General features: G+C 58.9%; 16 protein-coding genes. 1 reads left to right on the forward strand and 15 read right to left on the reverse strand.

All coding sequences use genetic code 11. The features are described 5' to 3' along the window. Positions 1 to 28 precede the first annotated feature (28 nt). Entirely contained in the window at positions 29 to 598 is a 570-nt protein-coding gene (locus ACHH0Z_RS08240) for a VOC family protein (RefSeq protein ID WP_039266608.1), read from the reverse strand. Positions 599 to 837: 239 nt separating this feature from the next. Between ACHH0Z_RS08240 and argS the strand changes: the two genes are divergently transcribed. Next, on the forward strand, positions 838 to 2,571 hold the full coding sequence (gene argS / locus ACHH0Z_RS08245) for an arginine--tRNA ligase (protein WP_008500436.1): 1,734 nt from the start codon (positions 838 to 840) through the stop codon (positions 2,569 to 2,571). A gap of 58 nt (positions 2,572 to 2,629) precedes the next feature. Here argS and ACHH0Z_RS08250 read toward each other — a convergent pair whose 3' ends face one another. The 14 genes from ACHH0Z_RS08250 to ACHH0Z_RS08315 all read right to left on the reverse strand — a co-directional run bounded on the left by ACHH0Z_RS08250 (position 2,630) and on the right by ACHH0Z_RS08315 (position 18,009). Beyond that, on the reverse strand, positions 2,630 to 3,022 hold the full coding sequence (locus tag ACHH0Z_RS08250; protein ID WP_023325526.1) for a flagellar protein FlhE: 393 nt from the start codon (positions 3,020 to 3,022) through the stop codon (positions 2,630 to 2,632). Beyond that, complete coding sequence (gene flhA, locus ACHH0Z_RS08255; protein WP_008500434.1) at positions 3,022 to 5,100, reverse strand: flagellar biosynthesis protein FlhA; 2,079 nt, start codon at positions 5,098 to 5,100, stop codon at positions 3,022 to 3,024. The genes ACHH0Z_RS08250 and flhA overlap by 1 nt, the downstream gene beginning before the upstream one ends. Next, a complete protein-coding gene (gene flhB, locus ACHH0Z_RS08260; protein ID WP_045347100.1) occupies positions 5,093 to 6,241 on the reverse strand; it encodes a flagellar biosynthesis protein FlhB in 1,149 nt (382 codons plus the stop codon). The genes flhA and flhB overlap by 8 nt, the downstream gene beginning before the upstream one ends. A gap of 148 nt (positions 6,242 to 6,389) precedes the next feature. Beyond that, the gene (cheZ, locus tag ACHH0Z_RS08265; protein ID WP_008500432.1) at positions 6,390 to 7,034 is read right to left on the reverse strand and encodes a protein phosphatase CheZ; all 645 of its coding nucleotides are present in this window, start codon (positions 7,032 to 7,034) and stop codon (positions 6,390 to 6,392) included. A 10-nt stretch (positions 7,035 to 7,044) separates the two neighbouring features. Then, positions 7,045 to 7,434, reverse strand: coding sequence for a chemotaxis response regulator CheY (cheY, locus tag ACHH0Z_RS08270; RefSeq protein ID WP_008500431.1), 390 nt, complete (start codon positions 7,432 to 7,434; stop codon positions 7,045 to 7,047). A gap of 17 nt (positions 7,435 to 7,451) precedes the next feature. Then, on the reverse strand, positions 7,452 to 8,501 hold the full coding sequence (locus ACHH0Z_RS08275; RefSeq protein WP_008500430.1) for a chemotaxis response regulator protein-glutamate methylesterase: 1,050 nt from the start codon (positions 8,499 to 8,501) through the stop codon (positions 7,452 to 7,454). Next, positions 8,498 to 9,364, reverse strand: coding sequence for a protein-glutamate O-methyltransferase CheR (gene cheR / locus ACHH0Z_RS08280; protein ID WP_008500429.1), 867 nt, complete (start codon positions 9,362 to 9,364; stop codon positions 8,498 to 8,500). The genes ACHH0Z_RS08275 and cheR overlap by 4 nt, the downstream gene beginning before the upstream one ends. Positions 9,365 to 9,383: 19 nt before the next feature. Then, a complete protein-coding gene (tap, locus tag ACHH0Z_RS08285; RefSeq protein ID WP_023344434.1) occupies positions 9,384 to 10,985 on the reverse strand; it encodes a methyl-accepting chemotaxis protein IV in 1,602 nt (533 codons plus the stop codon). 44 nt (positions 10,986 to 11,029) lie between these two features. Then, positions 11,030 to 12,697 carry a methyl-accepting chemotaxis protein II gene (tar, locus tag ACHH0Z_RS08290; protein ID WP_023344435.1) on the reverse strand — a complete coding sequence of 556 codons (1,668 nt, stop codon included), beginning with the start codon at positions 12,695 to 12,697 and terminating at the stop codon, positions 11,030 to 11,032. 84 nt (positions 12,698 to 12,781) lie between these two features. Beyond that, positions 12,782 to 13,744, reverse strand: coding sequence for a spore coat U domain-containing protein (locus ACHH0Z_RS08295; protein WP_045410502.1), 963 nt, complete (start codon positions 13,742 to 13,744; stop codon positions 12,782 to 12,784). After that, positions 13,741 to 16,125 carry a fimbria/pilus outer membrane usher protein gene (locus ACHH0Z_RS08300; protein WP_045410503.1) on the reverse strand — a complete coding sequence of 795 codons (2,385 nt, stop codon included), beginning with the start codon at positions 16,123 to 16,125 and terminating at the stop codon, positions 13,741 to 13,743. The genes ACHH0Z_RS08295 and ACHH0Z_RS08300 overlap by 4 nt, the downstream gene beginning before the upstream one ends. Beyond that, on the reverse strand, positions 16,101 to 16,859 hold the full coding sequence (locus ACHH0Z_RS08305) for a molecular chaperone (RefSeq protein ID WP_045410504.1): 759 nt from the start codon (positions 16,857 to 16,859) through the stop codon (positions 16,101 to 16,103). The genes ACHH0Z_RS08300 and ACHH0Z_RS08305 overlap by 25 nt, the downstream gene beginning before the upstream one ends. Before the next feature lie 16 nt (positions 16,860 to 16,875). Continuing rightward, positions 16,876 to 17,424 (reverse strand): spore coat U domain-containing protein, encoded by a 549-nt coding sequence (locus ACHH0Z_RS08310; protein WP_045410505.1) that lies wholly within the window; start codon positions 17,422 to 17,424, stop codon positions 16,876 to 16,878. Between the two features lie 12 nt (positions 17,425 to 17,436). After that, positions 17,437 to 18,009 carry a spore coat protein U domain-containing protein gene (locus tag ACHH0Z_RS08315; protein WP_008500422.1) on the reverse strand — a complete coding sequence of 191 codons (573 nt, stop codon included), beginning with the start codon at positions 18,007 to 18,009 and terminating at the stop codon, positions 17,437 to 17,439. Between the last annotated feature and the right edge of the window lie 354 nt (positions 18,010 to 18,363).

The following is an 18,363-nucleotide window of genomic DNA, read 5'->3' on the forward strand; positions in this document are numbered from 1 at the left end:
GCCGTCTGTTTTCAGTCCCGGCGGGAACTCACATCTCTTGCGCCTCACTGGCAACGATTTGCTCAATGGTCCAGGGATGAAACTTCACCGTGACCTGCCCGTCCGTGACGGCCAGCGTCGGGTTGGGTAACCGCTCGCGTTCGCCTTTGGGCGAACTGGTCTTCACAAAAATCCCCGGCTGGCTTAAGCCTTCGTCAGCTAACAGGGCCAGCGCGCGCGCGTTTAATGTCTCCGGCTCACCCGGCAGGACAATTTCAATGTGCTCCCACCCTTCGTGCGGATAGCGCTTCTCGCCCGGCCACGGCAGTTCAACCACGGTGAATTGCCAGTGGGCCACGTTCACCGGCTCACGCAGCCTGAACAGGCAGATGGGGCGACCGTTAATGATATTCTCGGACAGTAACTCGCCGCACTGTTCGAACCCGCGACGCCAGCGCTCTGCGGTAGCATTCTGATGGCAGCGCAAAGAGATGTGATCGGCCTCGAGCGGCGCAATATCCAGACCCAGACGGGTGGCAAGTTCTGTGAACGCCTGGGTGAAGCGCGGTAAATCTGCGGAAATATCATGCAGTTCGTCAATGGATTGCCAGTTCGCCATAAGTCACTCTCTTTTCGTGTCGCAAAGCCGCTAATTTACTCTGTTGCTCTGTTTTGACCAACCGCAGAATCCGGCTTTTTACGACTGCATGTTTATGCACACCTTCTTAGCCTGGATTCTGAGCAATCTTCAGGCCCCGCGATGCTGACGGCAGAAGGCATTTGCAGTATACTCCCGCCCTAAATTCTCTAACTGGCGCGGGTGGTTGTGAGCCCGCATCAAAAAAGTAAGGTATCCAGGTGAATATTCAGGCTCTTCTCTCCGAAAAAGTCAGTCAGGCACTGATTGCCGCAGGCGCGCCTGCGGATTGCGAACCGCAGGTTCGTCAGTCAGCAAAAGTACAGTTTGGCGACTATCAGGCTAATGGCGTGATGGCAGTGGCTAAAAAACTGGGTATGCCGCCGCGACAGCTCGCTGAGCAGGTACTGACGCATCTGGATCTCGCCGGCATTGCCAGCAAAACCGAAATCGCCGGCCCGGGCTTTATCAACATCTTCCTTGAGCCTGCCTTCCTGGCAAGCCACGTTGACGCGGCGCTGAAATCCGATCGTCTGGGTGTTTCCCAGCCGGAAGCGCAGACCGTCGTGATCGACTACTCTGCCCCGAACGTGGCGAAAGAGATGCACGTTGGCCACCTGCGCTCCACCATCATCGGTGACGCCGCGGTGCGTACGCTCGAGTTCCTCGGTCACAAGGTGATCCGCGCGAACCACGTGGGCGATTGGGGTACCCAGTTCGGGATGCTGATTGCTTACCTGGAAAAACAGCAGCAGGAAAACGCGGGCGAAATGGCGCTGGCGGACCTGGAAGGGTTTTATCGCGAAGCCAAAAAGCACTATGACGAAGATGAAGCCTTTGCCGAGCGCGCGCGCAGCTACGTGGTAAAACTGCAGGGCGGCGATCAATACTTCCTCGAGATGTGGCGCAAGCTGGTTGACATCACCATGTCTCAGAACCAGCTTACCTATAACCGTCTGAACGTCACCCTGACCCGTGACGACGTGATGGGTGAAAGCCTGTATAACCCAATGCTGCCCGGCATTGTGGCGGACCTGAAAGCGAAAAACCTGGCGGTGGAGAGCGAAGGCGCAACGGTGGTGTTCCTTGATGAGTACAAAAACAAGGAAGGCGAACCGATGGGCGTGATCATCCAGAAAAAGGATGGCGGCTACCTCTACACCACGACCGACATTGCCTGTGCGAAATACCGTTATGAAACGCTGCACGCCGACCGCGTGCTGTACTACATCGACTCCCGTCAGCACCAGCACCTGATGCAGGCGTGGACCATCGTGCGTAAAGCCGGTTACGTACCGGACAGCGTTCCGCTGGAACACCACATGTTCGGCATGATGCTGGGTAAAGACGGCAAGCCGTTCAAAACCCGCGCGGGCGGGACCGTGAAGCTCTCCGACCTGCTGGACGAAGCGCTGGAACGCGCCCGTCGTCTGGTGGCTGAGAAGAATCCGGACATGCCGGCCGACGAGCTGGAAAAACTGGCGAACGCCGTGGGTATCGGTGCGGTGAAATACGCGGATCTCTCCAAGAACCGTACCACCGACTACATCTTCGACTGGGATAACATGCTGGCGTTTGAGGGCAACACGGCGCCGTACATGCAGTACGCTTACACCCGCGTGCTGTCGGTCTTCCGCAAAGCCAATATCGACGAAAGCGTGCTGGCGAATGCCACCGTAACCATCACGGAAGATCGTGAAGCGCAGCTGGCGGCGCGTCTGCTGCAGTTCGAAGAGACGCTGACCGTGGTCGCGCGTGACGGCACGCCGCACGTAATGTGTGCTTATCTGTACGATCTGGCGGGTCTGTTCTCCGGCTTCTACGAGCACTGCCCTATTCTCTCTGCGGAGAATGAATCGGTCCGCAACAGCCGCCTGAAGCTGGCGCAGCTGACGGCGAAGACCCTGAAGCTGGGTCTGGATACTCTGGGTATCGAAACCGTAGAACGTATGTAATACAAAAAACCCGGCAATCGCCGGGTTTTGTTTTTTTGCAGTCCTGACAATTCAACCGTCAGCGGTAGTTCACGATGACAGAATTACTCTGCACCTTCAGCGCCGGGATCAAACGTCCCCCGCCCGGCACTTCCCAGATGAAACGCAAAGGTTCAATAGCCGGCACGCCGTTGAACGCCTGCGTTGTTCCATTTTCGCCGTCGATTTCCGTGCAGCGCGTCTGAGAGCAGAGGCGCACCCGCAGGCCCGCTGGCGTTGGGCCAATCAGCCGGTAGTTCCAGACCACCAGACCCATCAGACCGGAAACCTCTTCAGCAGGCGCCAGCGGGTTAGATGACATGGCAACACCGCGGTTGCTGAGGGTCACCCCTATGCTGCTCGCCTGCCAGGTGCCTCCCCCGGCAGCCTGCGCCGCCAGCGGGAAGAACAGCATCCAAAGCCATTTACGCATTATTTTCCTCCAATCGTCGCGGTCATGCGGATATGACGGTTATCCGACAGCTCGAGATTCGACAGCACGACCAGCTGGCTCAGGCTGCGGCGCAGGAAGCGGGACAGCAGCGGACGCAGCGCGTGGTTCACCAGCAGCACCGGCGGCGCGCCGAGCATCTCCTGACGCGCCAGCGCCTCCTGGGTTTGCGCCAGCAGGCGATCCGCCAGGCCCGGCTCCAGGCCGCCTCCGCCCTGCAGAGCCTGCAGCAGCAGACGCTCAAGCGGCGTATCGAGGCCAATAACCTGCACCTCTCCGGTTCCCGGGAACCACTGCTGGGTAATGGCCCGGCCCAGCGCCACGCGCACCACCGCCGTCAGCTCGTGCGGATCGCTTTGTATTGGCGCGTGTTCGGCAAGGGTTTCCAGAATGGTGCGCATATCGCGGATCGGCACCTTCTCGTCGAGCAGGTTTTGCAGCACCTTATGCAGCGTGGTTAAGGTCAGCACACCCGGAACCAGATCTTCCGTCAGCTTCGGCATCTCCTGCGTGACGCGGTCCAGAAGCTGCTGCGCTTCCTGACGGCCAAACAGCTCCGCCGAGAATTGCCCAATCAGGTGGTTAAGGTGGGTTGCCACCACGGTACTGGCTTCAACAACCGTGTAACCCTGGATCTGCGCCTGCTCTTTTAGCGCGCTTTCAATCCAGATCGCGGCCAGACCAAAGGCCGGATCGATGGTTTGCTCGCCCGGCAGCGTGCCTGCGGCGGTGCCGGGGTTAATCGCCAGCCAGCGGCCCGGATAGGCATCACCGCTGCCAATTTCAACGCCTTTCATCAGGATGCGATAGCGCGCGGGCGGCAGGTCCATATTGTCGCGGATGTGTACCACCGGCGGCAGGAAGCCCATGTCCTGGGCGAATTTTTTACGGATACTGCGGATACGGCCGAGCAGCTCGCCGTCCTGCTGGAAATCGACCATCGGGATCAGGCGATACCCGACTTCCATTCCCAGAGAATCCTCCAGCTGAACGTCGTTCCAGGTCGCTTCGACGGCCTGATTATTCTCCGGCATTTTGACCGGAACAGGTTCCGCTGCCGGTTTGGTTTCACGGCCACGCATCCACCAGGCAAGGCCCAGCAGCGCCGCCGTAAACAGCAGGAAGACGAGGTTTGGCATACCCGGCACCAGGCCGAGCAACCCGAGCACCGCCGCGGCCAGCAGCATCACGCGCGGGTTACTGAACAGCTGGCCCACCATCTGCTCGCCAACGTCCTGATCGGTGCTCACGCGGGTCACGATGACACCCGCCGCAGTGGAGATCACCAGCGCCGGGATCTGCGCGACCAGACCGTCACCGATGGTCAGCAGCGTATAGCTTTCCGCCGCGTGGCCCATGTCCATCCCGTGCTGCAATACGCCCACCAGCAGGCCGCCGACCACGTTAATCACCATGATCAGAATGCCCGCGATGGCGTCACCGCGCACAAACTTACTCGCACCGTCCATGGAGCCGTAGAAGTCCGCTTCCTGCGTCACTTCCGCACGGCGCTTTTTGGCTTCATCTTCGGCGATTAGCCCGGCGTTCAGGTCGGCGTCGATCGCCATCTGCTTGCCCGGCATCCCGTCCAGCACAAAGCGCGCGCCCACTTCTGCAATACGCCCTGCACCCTTGGTGATGACCATAAAGTTGATGATCACGAGGATGACGAACACCACGATACCGATAGCGAAATTACCGCCCACCAGGAAGTGGCCGAACGCTTCCACCACTTTACCTGCCGCTGCCGCCCCGGTGTGGCCTTCCATCAGGATGATACGCGTGGACGCCACGTTCAGCGCCAGTCGCAGCAGGGTGGTAAACAGCAGAATGGTCGGGAACGCGGCGAACTCCAGGGTACGCTGGGTGAACATCGCCACCAGCAGCACCATAATGGACAGCGCGATATTGAAAGTGAAAAGCAGGTCGAGGATGAACGCCGGGAGCGGCAGTACCATCATCGACAGAATTAGCAGGATCAGAATCGGCCCGGCCAGGATCTGCCATTGGGTCGATTTCAGGTTGCCGGGCAGGCGCAACATTGCCACCAGATTAGCCATCAGTGTCCTTCTCGTTCATAAAATCCAGCGCGGCAGGCACCGGAAGGTTCTCAGGTTTCACAGGCCGTTGACCGCCGGCCAGACGCCAGCGCTTCAACTGCCATACCCAGGCCAGCACTTCCGCCACGGCGGCGTAGAGTTGTCCCGGGATCTGTTGTCCAATATCCGCATGGCGGTACAGGGCACGCGCCAGCGGAGGGGCTTCGAGGATCGGCACGCGGTGTTCGGTGCCAATTTCACGGATACGCAGCGCGATCAGTCCCGCCCCTTTCGCCACCACTTTCGGCGCGCTCATTTTGTTTTCGTCATAGCGCAGCGCAACGGAATAGTGTGTCGGGTTGGTAACGATGACGTCGGCCTTTGGCACATCGTCCATCATGCGGCGACGGGCGGCGGCACGCTGCATCTGGCGGATGCGCCCCTTCACGTGCGGGTCACCTTCCATCTGCTTATATTCGTCACGGATATCCTGACGCGACATCCGCAGCTTCTTGAAGTGGGTATAGAGCTGGAAGATCACGTCAAAACCCACCATCGGGATAATGCTGAGCACCACCAGCAGCGCGCAGAGCCCGACCAGATTCAGCGCGTTGCTCATCGCGGTGAGCGGCGATTCGCTGATAAGACGCATCATTTCCGGCCAGTGGTACCAGAGGTAAAACCCCGCGGAGCTGCCCATCAGCACCGATTTGAGAATGGCTTTGAGCAGCTCGGCCGCAGTCTGGGCAGAGAACATTTTCGCAATACCCGGCAGCGGGTTGAGTTTGGAAAATTTCGGCTGCAGCGATTTGGCGCTGAAGACCAGACCGCCGAGCATCACCGGCGAGACCAGCGCGACCAGCACAACCCCGGTAATGAGGGGCAGCAGCGCAACCATGGCCCCTTTAATCAGCTGAATAATCTGGCTGAGGATCAGATTCGGATCGTTGACCATACTGTGGTCAAAACGGAGGCCGGTTGAGAGCATGCCCGCCAGCTTGCGGGCGAGCGACTCCCCGCCCCACCAGATAATGCAGACGCCTACGATAAGGATCAGCAGGGAGGTCAATTCTCGGGATCGGGGGATCTGCCCTTCCTCACGCGCCTTTTCTAGTCGGTGGGGTGTGGGGGCTTCCGTTTTGTCGTCGTTCTCTTCTGCCACTGTGCACGCTCAGCCCATTACGTCACGGGTATCATGCCAGCGCAGCGGAAATCCAATGGCGGGAAAAGCCCGTTTATTCGGGCTCTTTTCGGTGATTTTGTCGCAAACCGCCCCAGGCGGCGTTAACCCCCTGAAGCGGAATGGACCATCAGAAGCCGAGGCTGTCCAGCAGGTCGTCCACCTGATCCTGGCTTGCCACCACGCCCGCCTTGCTGGCGTCGAGCTGTGGACCATTGAGCAGGCTTTCGTTCTCGCGTTTTGGACGGGCGGCCGGTTCCGGGATGTTCTCCAGCAGCACCATCAGCAGCTGGCGCTCAATCTCCTGGATCACATCCATCATGCGCTTAATCACCTGACCGGTCAGGTCCTGGAAATCCTGCGCCATCATGATGTCCAGCAGCTGGGCGTTGGTGAAGCTGGTGTGGCCAGGCACATCCCCCAGGAACTGACGGGTGTCGGTCACCAGTTCGCGGGCATCCGCCAGCTCGATTGGGTTCTCAAACCACTCGTCCCAGCGTTTGGTCAGCGCTTTCGCACCCTTTTCCATCGCATCCTGGTGCGGTTGTGACGCTTCAACGCTGTTCAGCGCACGTTCCGCGGCCTGAGCGGTCATCTGCACGACGTAGTCCAGACGATCGCGTGCATCAGGAATCGCTTCCGCCGCTTCGGCAATTGCCTGATCCAGACCCAGCTCACGCAGGCTGTCACGCAACATGCGCGTCAGGCTGCCGATGCGGACGATAATGTCGCTCGGCGAGTGTTCTTCAACGGGTTTCATAGCAGGTTGCATCATAACCAACACCTCACATGCCGAGTTTCTCGAAGATCTTACCGAGCTTCTCTTCCAGGGTCGCCGCCGTGAATGGCTTCACCACGTAGCCGCTTGCGCCCGCCTGTGCAGCGGCAATGATGTTCTCTTTTTTCGCTTCTGCCGTGACCATCAGCACCGGCATGGACGCCATTCCCGCATCAGCACGAATGGTTTTCAGCAGTTCCAGACCGTCCATGTTTGGCATGTTCCAGTCGGAGATCACAAAACCAAACCCGCCCGCCTGCAGCTTGTTCAGCGCATCCACGCCGTCTTCTGCTTCTTCAACGTTATTGAAGCCCAGCTCTTTCAGCAGGTTGCGCACAATGCGACGCATGGTGGAAAAGTCATCCACAACCAAAAACTTAAGCTCTTTATCCGCCATAAAATAATACTCCTGAGTCAAATACGTATTGCCTGTCCGGCACTGATTTTCGCCAGCATCTGCTGGCTTACCTGGCTAAGATCGACCACTTCGCTCACGCCACCCATATTGATGGCCTCGCGCGGCATGCCGAACACCACACAACTTGCTTCATTCTGCGCAATCGTCCAGGCGCCAGCCTGGTGCATTGCAAGCATTCCGGCGGCCCCGTCGTTGCCCATCCCCGTCAGGATCACCCCAACGGCGTTGCGCCCCGCATGTTTCGCCACCGAATGAAACAGCACATCCACCGACGGACGGTGCCGGTTGACCGGCGGTCCGTCATGAATTTTGATTTGATAGTTAGCGCCGCTGCGCGCCAGTTCCATATGCTTGTCGCCAGGGGCGATATAGGCATGTCCCGGCAGCACGCGCTCGCCGTCTTCCGCCTCTTTCACGCTGATCTGGCACAGCTTGTTCAGGCGTTCGGCGAACGAACGGGTAAAGCCTGGCGGCATATGCTGCGTGATCAGAATACCCGGACTTGAGAGCGGCAATGGCTGGAGTACATGACGAATTGCCTCTGTTCCTCCGGTTGACGCGCCAATGACCAGCAGTTTTTCCGAGCTGAGTAAGGGACCGGCCTTCAGGGTCGCAGGCGCGGCCATCGGCGTATGGGCGGCAAGCTTTGCCCGCGACGCGGTGCGGATCTTCTCGGCGATCATCTCGCTGTACGCCAGCATCCCCTCGCGAATGCCGAGCTGCGGCTTGGTGACAAAATCCACCGCTCCCAGCTCCAGCGCGCGCAGGGTGATTTCCGATCCTTTCCCGGTCAGGGAGGAGACCATCACCACCGGCATGGGCCGCAGCCGCATTAATTTTTCGAGGAAATCTATGCCATCCATGCGCGGCATCTCGACATCCAGCGTTAGCACGTCGGGGTTATATTTTTTAATTAAATCCCGCGCTACGAGCGGATCGGGGGCGGTTGCCACCATCTCCATGTCGCTGTGGCTATTGATAATTTCAGTCATGATCTGACGCATCAGCGCTGAATCATCGACGGACAATACCCTGATTTTACTCATGCTTTTTCCTTACTCAGCGCATATACCGTTTGCCCACGCAGGCTAAACTCACGCACGAGGTTGCTGAAGTTTTCCGAGTGCCCGGCAAACAGTAAACCGTCAGGCTTGAGCAACGGAACAAACCGACGCAAAATGTCCTGTTGCGTCGTTTTATCAAAATAGATCATGACGTTACGGCAAAAAATGGCGTCGAACGGCCCCGGCACGTTGTACTGCTTATCCAGCAGGTTAACGGGCGCGAATTCGACGCAGTTCGCCAGCTCCTGGCGTACGCGTACCAGGCCTTCATGCGGGCCCGTGCCGCGCATGAAATAACGCTGCAGCTGCTGCGGCGACAGCGTTTTCAGTTCATCCTGGCGATAAACGCCGTTACGCGCCTTCTCCAGCACTTCGGTATCGATATCGCTGGCGTAGACCTTCCAGCGTCCCGGCGCCATCCCCAGCGTATCGGCAAGGGTGATCGCCAGCGAGTACGGCTCTTCACCCGTCGAGGCGGCCGCACTCCAGACGCGATACTCCCCGGTGCGACGGCGCGCATGCTCGGCCAGGACCGGGAAGTGGTGAGCTTCACGGAAAAACGCCGTCAGGTTGGTGGTTAACGAGTTAATAAAAGCCTGCCACTCGGCGCTGTTCTGGTTCGCCTCGAGCATGCTCAGATAGCGGCCAAAATCATCCAGCCCCAGCGTACGCAAGCGCCGCACCAGACGGTTGTAGACCATGTCCCGCTTATGATCCGCAAGCACGATCCCCGCACGCTGATAGATTAACTGACATATCCGACGAAAATGCGCGTCGGACAGCGCGAGGCGCTGTGTCATCTGCAACAATAATGACGTTTGCCCAGGGGGCATTGGTGATGTCATAGCGCCTTCTTAATTACATTCAGGATACAACTGGCACGGCCTGCGACCGCCCGACTTCTGTTACTGCTTCAACGTGCTCTTTCACATTAAATACCGCGACCAGCCCGGTCAGACGATCCGCCTGGCTGGCCAGCTGATCGGTTGCCGCTGCCGCTTCCTCAACTAACGAGGCGTTCTGTTGCGTCACCTGATCCATCTGGGTGACCGCCTGAGCAACCTGCTCAATCCCGCGACGCTGTTCATCCGACGCCGAGGCAATCTCGCCCATGATGTCGTTCACCCGCGTCACGGAGGTGACGATTTCGTGCATGGTTTGTGCCGCCGTATCCACCAGGGCAGAGCCTTGCTGAACCCGTGACACCGATTCTTCAATCAGCACCTTAATTTCTTTCGCCGCGTTGGCGCTGCGGCTCGCCAGGTTACGCACTTCACCCGCCACCACCGCAAACCCGCGCCCCTGCTCCCCGGCACGCGCCGCTTCAACGGCAGCATTCAGCGCCAGTATGTTGGTCTGGAACGCGATACCGTCAATCACGCTAATGATGTCACCAATTTTCTGTGAACTGGTGGCGATCTCCTGCATGGTGCTGGCGACGTGGGACGCCTGGTCGCCGCCCTTCTTCGCCGTCATCGCCGCCTGTTTTGACAGGTCAGACGCCTGACGCGCGTTATCGGCGTTCTGGCTAACCGTCGCGGTCAGCTGCTCCATGCTGGCTGCCGTCTGCGCCAGCGAGGCCGCCTGCTGCTCGGTGCGGGATGAGAGATCGTTGTTACCCGCCGCAATCTCTGAGATCCCGGTGTGCATGGCATAACTGCCCTGACGCACGTCGGATACCGTTTCCCTCAGCGATCCCTGCATCGCCTTCAGGCTGGCAAAAATCGCCGAAATTTCGTTTTTGCCGAACACCGCAACCGGACGCGCCAGGTCGCCTTTCGCAATGCTGTCGAAGTGGCTGCTGATAATCGCCAGCGGCTGCACAATCATTTTGCGTGACCAGAGCAGCGCGGCGCCGGTCAGCAAGCCCGCCAGAATCACCATCACGCCGAAGATGACGCCCGACATGTGATAGCTGGTGCGGCTTGCTTCACCGGCGCGCAGAACAGACTGATTGATATCCTGCTGCCATGCGTCAAAGCTGCCGTCAAACGCCGCCTGTGAGGCCTGAACCGGCGCGGTCATAAAGTCCGACAGCTGGTTGTTCTCAAGCCACGTTGCCTGATGGTCGAGATCGCTGTACCACTGTTCAAAGTGGGTCTTCATGGCGGCCTTCAGCGCTTTCTCTTTCTCGCTGCCGGTGGCCTGTGCCGCAAAGGCCTTAAACTGTGCGTCAGCCTGTTTCAGGCTGTCGCGCGCTGTGGCCATCAGCGCCTTAATGTCATCCGGCGGATAACTTAGCGCGGTTAAGGTTCCCGCCTTGTTCAGCGCAGTGCTTGCCTGCAACAGCACGGCACGGGTTTGTGCCAGTGCGGAGCGCTGCTGATTACTCGCCTCAACGTCCTGCAAATTCTGATAGCCATCGCGAAACGCCCAAAAAGACAACCCGTTACTGCCAACCTGCAACACACCGCAAAGGATCAGAATCAAAAACAGTGTGGTCGAGATACGAATACGATTTAACATCCACGCTCCCATCAAGCGGCAAGCAGCCGCGGTTTAATTGTCAGTCAAAATGTTTCCCAGTTTTCATCTTGTCCGGTCGTCGCGGTACGCGTACGGTTGGCAGCCGGTTCAGCGGCTGGCGCACGGTACGTCGCCTGCGGGGTGACCGTGTTTCCAGCGAGTGAAGCGAGACGAAACGCCGAGACGGCCATCTTCAGACGGCTCGCCTGGTCTTCCAGCGCAGCGGCCGCCGCAGCGGACTCCTGCACCAGGGCGGCGTTTTGCTGTGTCACGCGATCCATTTCCGATACCGCCAGGGCAACCTGGTCGATACCACGACTCTGCTCATCAGACGCAGAGGCGATTTCACCCATGATGTCCGTCACGCGGGTGACGGCATTCACGATGTCATTCATGGTCTCCCCGGCGCTTTCCACCAGCACGGAGCCGGTATCGACGCGGGAGACGGAATCTTCAATCAGCGATTTGATCTCTTTTGCCGCGTTGGCGCTGCGGCTGGCCAGGTTGCGCACTTCCCCGGCCACCACGGCAAACCCGCGTCCCTGTTCGCCCGCGCGCGCCGCTTCCACGGCGGCGTTCAGCGCCAGAATGTTGGTCTGGAAGGCAATGCCGTCGATAACGCTGATGATGTCGGCGATTTTCTTCGAGCTCTCGGCGATGTCGTGCATGGTTTTCACTACGCCATCCACCACGCGGCCGCCGCGCTGCGCCGTCTCGGAGGCGCTTTCCGCCAGCTGAGACGCCTGGCGAGCGTTATCGGCGTTCTGCTTCACGGTCGCGGTGAGCTGCTCCATGCTGGCCGCCGTCTCTTCCAGGGCGGACGCCTGCTGTTCAGTGCGCGAAGAGAGGTCGTTATTGCCCATCGCAATTTCGCTGGTGCCGGTATAGATGGCATCCGTGCCGCTACGCACGTTGGCGACGGTATCGATAAGCGAACGCTGCATATGGTCAACGCTGGTTGCCAGCTCGGTGATCTCATTGCGCCCGGACACGGTCAGCGTTTTGGTCAGGTCACCGCCGGCAATGTCACGAATATGGGCGATGACGCGACCGAGAGGGTTCAGCAGGATATGGCGAATGCCGTACCAGACCGCGATCAGCACAATGACCAGCGCCAGCGCCAGCACCGCCATCTGCCATTTCGCAAAGCGGTAGTCATTCTGGCTTTCAGCAAACGCGGAGTGATACAGATCGCCACTGACCTTTGCATATTCCCCCAGCGCCGCGCCGAGGGCGTTTTGCATCCCCTGCGTCGGCTGCGCGAAATAGGCGTCCATGTTGCCGCTCTCCAGGAACTGAATCAGCTCTGCCAGACCGGCATGATAGGCGTTGTATTTTTCGTCGATATTCTGGCTCACCTGCTCCATCGCAGGCTGCGGGGTGATTTTCTTAAAGGCCTCGTAATGCTTTGCGGCATCCGCAAGTGTCGCCCGGGCATTTTTCAGCAGATCGGTTTTCGCGCTGCTCTGCTGATTATTGGGATCCATCATCATGCGCGCGGACGAGCGGCTCAGGTTGATACGCGTTTGCAGCATCAGATCCCACGTTGAGGTGAGTTCACTCTGCTGCAGGCGGAGATCGTTCGAGGCCGCGAAGCTGTCCTGGTTTTGTTTTAATGACGAGAAAAAAAGCCCGCCGGAGATAAGCTGAAGTAGTGCGAAAATGACCAGCACCATCATAAGCATTGTGACAACGCGGATACGGTTCAACATACAACACCTTCTCGTAGATTTATTAACGGTGTTATCGGCACAGCCAACAGGAACTTTACATTTGAGAAAGGGAAAAGCGCGGGGTTAGAAAGCCACGTCGACAATCAGCGTATCGGTGTAGGTTCCGGCGGGTGGCGTGGCCTGATTAGTCAGCACTTTCGCGGTGTAGTTGTAGGTACGCAGTAAACCGTCGGCACTGACCTGCGACGACGTCGCGCTGGTCCAGCGTTCGCTGCCGCTGCCGCCCCAGCGGTTACCCGTGGCTTCTTTATAGATGTCATAACTGAGGTAGTTACTGCCGCTTACCATCCGGCGCACGTTATTCAGCGCGTTAGCACCGTTGTTAATGCCGATGGTATACGTACTGCCTTTGGTACAGGTGACGGCTATCGCCTGTGAGACGGTGGGGAAACTTTGTACCAGCGGCGCGCTGTTGAAGTTGACGTCCGGCGTGGTCATGGCGCTGCAGTCGTTGGTGACGGTCATATCCAACAGGATGGTGGTTGTTGAGGTTCCCGTCTGGGCATTCGTACAAAGGCTTCCAACACCGAAGGCACAGACGCTGTAGCTGATGCTGAAGGTCAACTGCACCTGGTAGGGACCGGCAGTGACGTTTTGTCCAGCGACGGTGCGAAAATAGAGCGGAATGTTATACTGCCTTGTCCCCAGCAGCCCCAGCAAGGTATTCCCGCTCCAGGTATACGTTTTACTTATCTGCACCTCGCTGCTGCTCGCACAAGCCGATAATCCGCACAGCCGGGTGGGGATTACGTCCGTAATGGCGGCATTATCCGTACGTTTCATGGTCGCGCGACTGTTGCCCGAGACTGACGCCGCGGTGTAGCTCAGGGTCACCGAATCGTTGGTCAGAACGTTGAGCACGGTATCACACGCCACAACAAGCCTGCCGGTGGTTTCAACCTCCCCGGTTCCGCTGAGCGCGAACGAGGTGACGCTGCCAAACGACGCATTAACCGTACTGACGGTACACGCCGCCCAGCCGCCGCCGAAGAACAGCAACAGCATCAACAGCAGCAGGCGCGTCATGGCGCCTCCCGACACACCAGCGGACCGTAGGTTTGCAGCTTGTGCTCCGGGTTGGCTCCCACGGTCAGGGTGACCTTGCAGCGTTTTCCGTCAGGCGCGATCACCTCCAGCGGATTCACATCGCTAAGGTTTTCCAGCCAGGCAATACCGTCATACCCCACCACCGCATTGCTGCGCGAGGCACGCCGGACCTGGCTTCCCACCGGCAGCGCCTGGCCGCGCGCATCGTGGAGGATGACGCTTGCCACCCTCTCCTGCTCCATCGGGAAATCGACCAGATAGCCGCTGTGACGCCGAATCGCAATTCGCCGCTCGGTCTCTTTCAGCCGGGTGTCCGCCGGCAGGTTCAGGGTATCAATGCGGTAGCTTGCCGGGTAATACGCCGACACCCCGCTGACCAGCAGGTAACCGTTGTTATTCGTTTTGCCAACGGGCTGGTTCTCATAGCTGACGGGCACGTCCGGATGACCGTCGGTACTGATGACCACAAACGCATCGTTGATCTTATTCGCCGCGAACAGCTCGCCGTCCATCAGAACAATCGCGCCCATCGCCTCGCCCCACCAGGTCATCATGTCCCTTTCGCCGTAGCCGCCGCCCTGCAGTTCAATATTGTTATTACGCCAGCCCAGCGTGCCCTGCTGATAGTCACTGGATTTTGACTGGTTGGCCCAGGCCATGTTCCAGCTAAAGCCGCCGTCAGACGGCATGGAATGGTTGTAGTTAATGCGCTGGGTGTTGCCCGCATCCGGGGTGTTTTCGACGGTGAACGCGGCGCTGTCGCGTGCCCCCAGCGGCACCTGCAGCGACAGCGCGACCGTCCAGTCTCCCCGCTGCTGGTCCCGGCTCCCGGCGAGGTAAATACTGCTCGCGCCCCACAAATTACGGCTCCATGAGAGATTAAGCAGCTCGGTTTTTTGACTGTCAAAACTCTCCACGCCAATCCAGGCTGCGCCGATGTTGCCGTACTGTCCCAGGTTGAAGGTCAGAGAATACTGGTCCGTATTGCGGCTGAAGCTGGCGATGGGTTTATCGTTATCGTCATACACCATAGGCTGGTCGTACAGGGCCAGATTGCCAAAGCCGCGATCCCGACGCGTGTGCTGGGTGGCCACGCTGAACTCGCTGGTGCTGTACTGGTAACCCCAGTTGATTTGCCCGCCCGCCTCCCCGCGCATGCGGCTTTGCGAGTAAGAGGTATTCACCACGCCAAACTGGCCGAGTTTAATCACCGTCCCAGCCCCGCCCAGCGCCAGTTCCTGCGCCCCTTCGGCATGCCCTTCCAGCGTCAGCCAGTCCGTCATCCCGTAGCGATACGAACCGCTGCCTGCCGCCGGGCCGTAGTCAAAATTCTTGATACCGTAATTACGCCGCAGGCTGCCCAGCGTCACGGCGCCGTCGCTCAGCCCTTTTTTGAGCAGGTCGCTGGAGACGTAAAACGGCAGCGTGGTGCTGACCTGGCGCCCTAATGCATCCGTCGTGACCAGTACCGCATCCCCGGCGCCGTTGATATAGGGCAGATTGGTCAGGGTGAAGGGGCCCGGCTGAAGCTGGGTTGAGCCGGACCGATAGCCGTTGATAAAGAGATCCACCGAGGTGGGTACCGCCGCTTCCCCCGCGAATTCGGGCAGCGGCCACGTCACCAGGTCAGGGCGCAGGGAGAAATCTCGCCCGACGCTGATCCCTCCCATCCGCACGCTGGAGCTCCAGCTCAGGGCATCGCTGATCACGTCCCCGACGCTCCAGCTCATTGCGTCATCCTCGTTAGTGAACAGCAGGGTCGTGTCATAGCGGACATACCCCTCCTGCTGACCGTCGTTACCGGTGAAATTTTCCCGGGCATAGCCGGTGGAGGAAAACGAGCCGTTCTCATTGAAATAGCGGAATTCATGCCAGAGGGACGCCTGTCCGCCGATATGCTCCGTGTGGTTGGTGTAGAGATCGTAATTGAGCAGCGCGCCGCGCCCGAAGTGCGGTTTGGCCTGCGCCGTTTGCGCGCCGAACGGCGTCACGCGGGATGCGACCCAGTCCCGGGGAACGGTCAGCAGCAGACGTTGCCCGGCGCTGTCGTACTCCACCCGAACCTGAGAAAGCGATGAGAGATTCACCTCTCCGGCAGGAACATGTTCCGGGGGCAGCCCCGCGCGCAGCAGGTCAGCGCTGGAGATAAAGAAAGCGCCTTTGCGCTGCGTCACGGGCACGACCAGACCGGTATCGTAGTGGTTGAGCACGAGGGCAAGCTGGAAGACCGCTTCATCATGTATCGCCTGTGCCTGGGGCGGCGGCGGAAGGCTGTCATCGCCGGGCTCAGCCCAGGTCGCGTAACTGACGCAAAGCAGTATCATCATCGCCGGCTTCAGTTGACGGGCGTCGACTGCCATTGTGCGTCCCTGGCATTAATCTGCGCGCTCATCCGCTCTGGCTGACGAACGCCTGCGGGTACCGGCCAGCTGCGGGTGCTGCCGGGAAGTACGTAACCCAGCAATCCCTCCGCGACCGTGCGTTTCTGCCCTCCCTGCTCCAGCGCCACCTGGCTCAGCCTGACATGGACATCCCCCCGATTCCGGACCTCCAGTACCGGCTGCCCATCCGCTCGCGTCACCCGCCAGCTCAGGTTCCGGGTCTCCACCAGCGCGTGATGCGCCCCCTCTTTTATTGTCGGGATCCCCTGGCCATACACAAACAGCGGAATGGAGTAACGCATCTGCAACTTGAGGCCGATGGCGGGTTCGGCTTTAGCATCAGGCTGAGGAATTTCATCCACGATAATGCGGTAGGCTTGTTCGACGCCTGCGGGAACGGGGGCCTGCTTAATAAGACGGATAAGCTGCTTGCTGCCTGTGCCAATGGTGACGATGGGCGGGCTGGCGACCACATCCTGCTGCGCGGTGTAGCGTTCGTGTCCGTCCTCCTGCTTCCAGCGCACAATACGCACCTGCATCGTGGTGGCGCTGTTTCCCTGGTTCTGGATCCACAGCTCCGTGGCGTTGGCGTCTGCCGCAAGCCACGGGTCGATCGGCCAGAGCAGAATGGTGGCTGCCGCCTGCGCCTGACCGATTGCCACAGCCATTCCCAACGCGCCCGCCAGACAAACAGGTCTGAAAACTGGCTTCATCAACACTCTCCCTTTATTACCATGACAAGGTCACGGTGAGCTGATCGGAATACGTTCCTGCCGGGCTAAATCCGGTCAGTAGCGCCACGCCAAAAAGCGGCAGCGCGATGTTATTGCTGTTGCTATAGGTCACCGGTATCGCCTGGTTGACGCCAATTTCGCTGTTCGCGGCCAGCGAGCTGCTGCTGTAAAGCCGGTATCCCACCACGTCGGCGCCGTTCGAGCGCTTCATGCGGCGAACGGTTGAATAATTCTGGCCGCCATTAATGCTCATGCTCAGCGCCACGCCTGGCGTGCAGGCGATAGATAAGGCCCCGTTTGGCAAAAAACTGGTGCTGACCGGTGCGCTCTCGACGCCGTTATGGGTGCCAAAATCCAGCGTCCCGAGAAGCCCTCCGCTGCCGGTCGTCACCACACATCCCGGGACGATGGTCGCGCTGACTTTAAAGGACTGTGACGTCACCGCCTCCGCCGCGGGCGCCATCAGCAATCCGACGATCAGCGCGAAAAAAGGCTGCACGTGTCCCTCTGCGCATATGCGCAGACCAGTAAGAGTTGCCTTCATGGCGGTTCAGGACTAATAGGTGACGCTGACGTTAATCGTGTCGGTGTAGGTGCCCGGGACGACCGTCACGCTGTTACCGCCGCCGGTAATACGTCCGTAGAGGGTGTAACTGTCCACCCCTCCGGCCGTAGAGGCGATCGGCAGCGCGGTGTTATTGGCAATCACGCTGTTAAACCCGCTGTCGCTGTACAGGCTGTATGCCACGCCCTGTGCCGCGTTGGCGGTGTTAACCAGATAGCGCGCAGGGGTTCCCGGGGTGCCGACAACGGTGCCGGGTGCGGTGGAGTTGGTGTTGCCGGTGATCGCCACCGTATAGCTGGCGGTCGTACATTGAATAGTGAAGGTGTTTCCGCCGCTGGCGCCGGTGAGCTGCGTGGTCAGAGTGGAAAACGTTGCGGGATGGGTGCCGAAATCCAGTGTCCCGAAGTTAATGCCGTTTTGCGTGGGCGATCCGTTTATCAGACAACCGTTCGTGAGCGTCAGCGTCGCGCCGATGGTGCCGCTACTGGTGACGGCCAGCGCCTGATGGACCGTTGTCGCAGTCAGTAAGGTGCCTGCGCAGATCAAAAGGAGTTTTCTTTTCATTTACCACCCTCCAGAAGACGTCTCCGTTCCCTTGCCACGTTTTATTTTTGTCGTTCAAGATGTTAGCCCCGCTTAATGTTCCTCTGAGGGGGGTTATTGAGAATTTAGTTTACGGATATCGCTTCGACCACCTGCCCCATAACGCATAAGCACTTTGTCTTATTGACTTCTTATTGCCTTAAATAACAGAGAGTTAAATTATTTTTTTCAGCATTTTCATACTATCAGGAGAGAATATATCCATTAAAGTGTGATGCAGATCACAATATATCGTCAGAGCAATAACAACAAAATTAATAAAACTTAAAAAGGAGTTGTATCCCCCTACGCTTTGCGTCAATTTATGTGCCGAAT

The organism is Enterobacter cloacae complex sp. 2024EL-00227 (genome assembly GCF_043945315.1).
Lineage (GTDB): Bacteria > Pseudomonadota > Gammaproteobacteria > Enterobacterales > Enterobacteriaceae > Enterobacter > Enterobacter roggenkampii.

What these genes read in the sequence shown, in the direction of transcription:
- ACHH0Z_RS08250 (WP_023325526.1), bottom strand. Translation starts at nt 3,022, where the DNA reads ATGCGTAAATGGCTTTGGATGCTGTTCTTCCCGCTGGCGGCGCAGGCT.
- ACHH0Z_RS08275 (WP_008500430.1), bottom strand. Translation starts at nt 8,501, where the DNA reads ATGAGTAAAATCAGGGTATTGTCCGTCGATGATTCAGCGCTGATGCGT.
- ACHH0Z_RS08300 (WP_045410503.1), bottom strand. Translation starts at nt 16,125, where the DNA reads ATGGCAGTCGACGCCCGTCAACTGAAGCCGGCGATGATGATACTGCTT.
- tar (WP_023344435.1), bottom strand. Translation starts at nt 12,697, where the DNA reads ATGTTGAACCGTATCCGCGTTGTCACAATGCTTATGATGGTGCTGGTC.
- ACHH0Z_RS08295 (WP_045410502.1), bottom strand. Translation starts at nt 13,744, where the DNA reads ATGACGCGCCTGCTGCTGTTGATGCTGTTGCTGTTCTTCGGCGGCGGC.
- cheZ (WP_008500432.1), bottom strand. Translation starts at nt 7,034, where the DNA reads ATGATGCAACCTGCTATGAAACCCGTTGAAGAACACTCGCCGAGCGAC.
- cheY (WP_008500431.1), bottom strand. Translation starts at nt 7,434, where the DNA reads ATGGCGGATAAAGAGCTTAAGTTTTTGGTTGTGGATGACTTTTCCACC.
- flhA (WP_008500434.1), bottom strand. Translation starts at nt 5,100, where the DNA reads ATGGCTAATCTGGTGGCAATGTTGCGCCTGCCCGGCAACCTGAAATCG.
- ACHH0Z_RS08240 (WP_039266608.1), bottom strand. Translation starts at nt 598, where the DNA reads ATGGCGAACTGGCAATCCATTGACGAACTGCATGATATTTCCGCAGAT.
- ACHH0Z_RS08310 (WP_045410505.1), bottom strand. Translation starts at nt 17,424, where the DNA reads ATGAAGGCAACTCTTACTGGTCTGCGCATATGCGCAGAGGGACACGTG.
- ACHH0Z_RS08315 (WP_008500422.1), bottom strand. Translation starts at nt 18,009, where the DNA reads ATGAAAAGAAAACTCCTTTTGATCTGCGCAGGCACCTTACTGACTGCG.
- ACHH0Z_RS08305 (WP_045410504.1), bottom strand. Translation starts at nt 16,859, where the DNA reads ATGAAGCCAGTTTTCAGACCTGTTTGTCTGGCGGGCGCGTTGGGAATG.
- tap (WP_023344434.1), bottom strand. Translation starts at nt 10,985, where the DNA reads ATGTTAAATCGTATTCGTATCTCGACCACACTGTTTTTGATTCTGATC.
- cheR (WP_008500429.1), bottom strand. Translation starts at nt 9,364, where the DNA reads ATGACATCACCAATGCCCCCTGGGCAAACGTCATTATTGTTGCAGATG.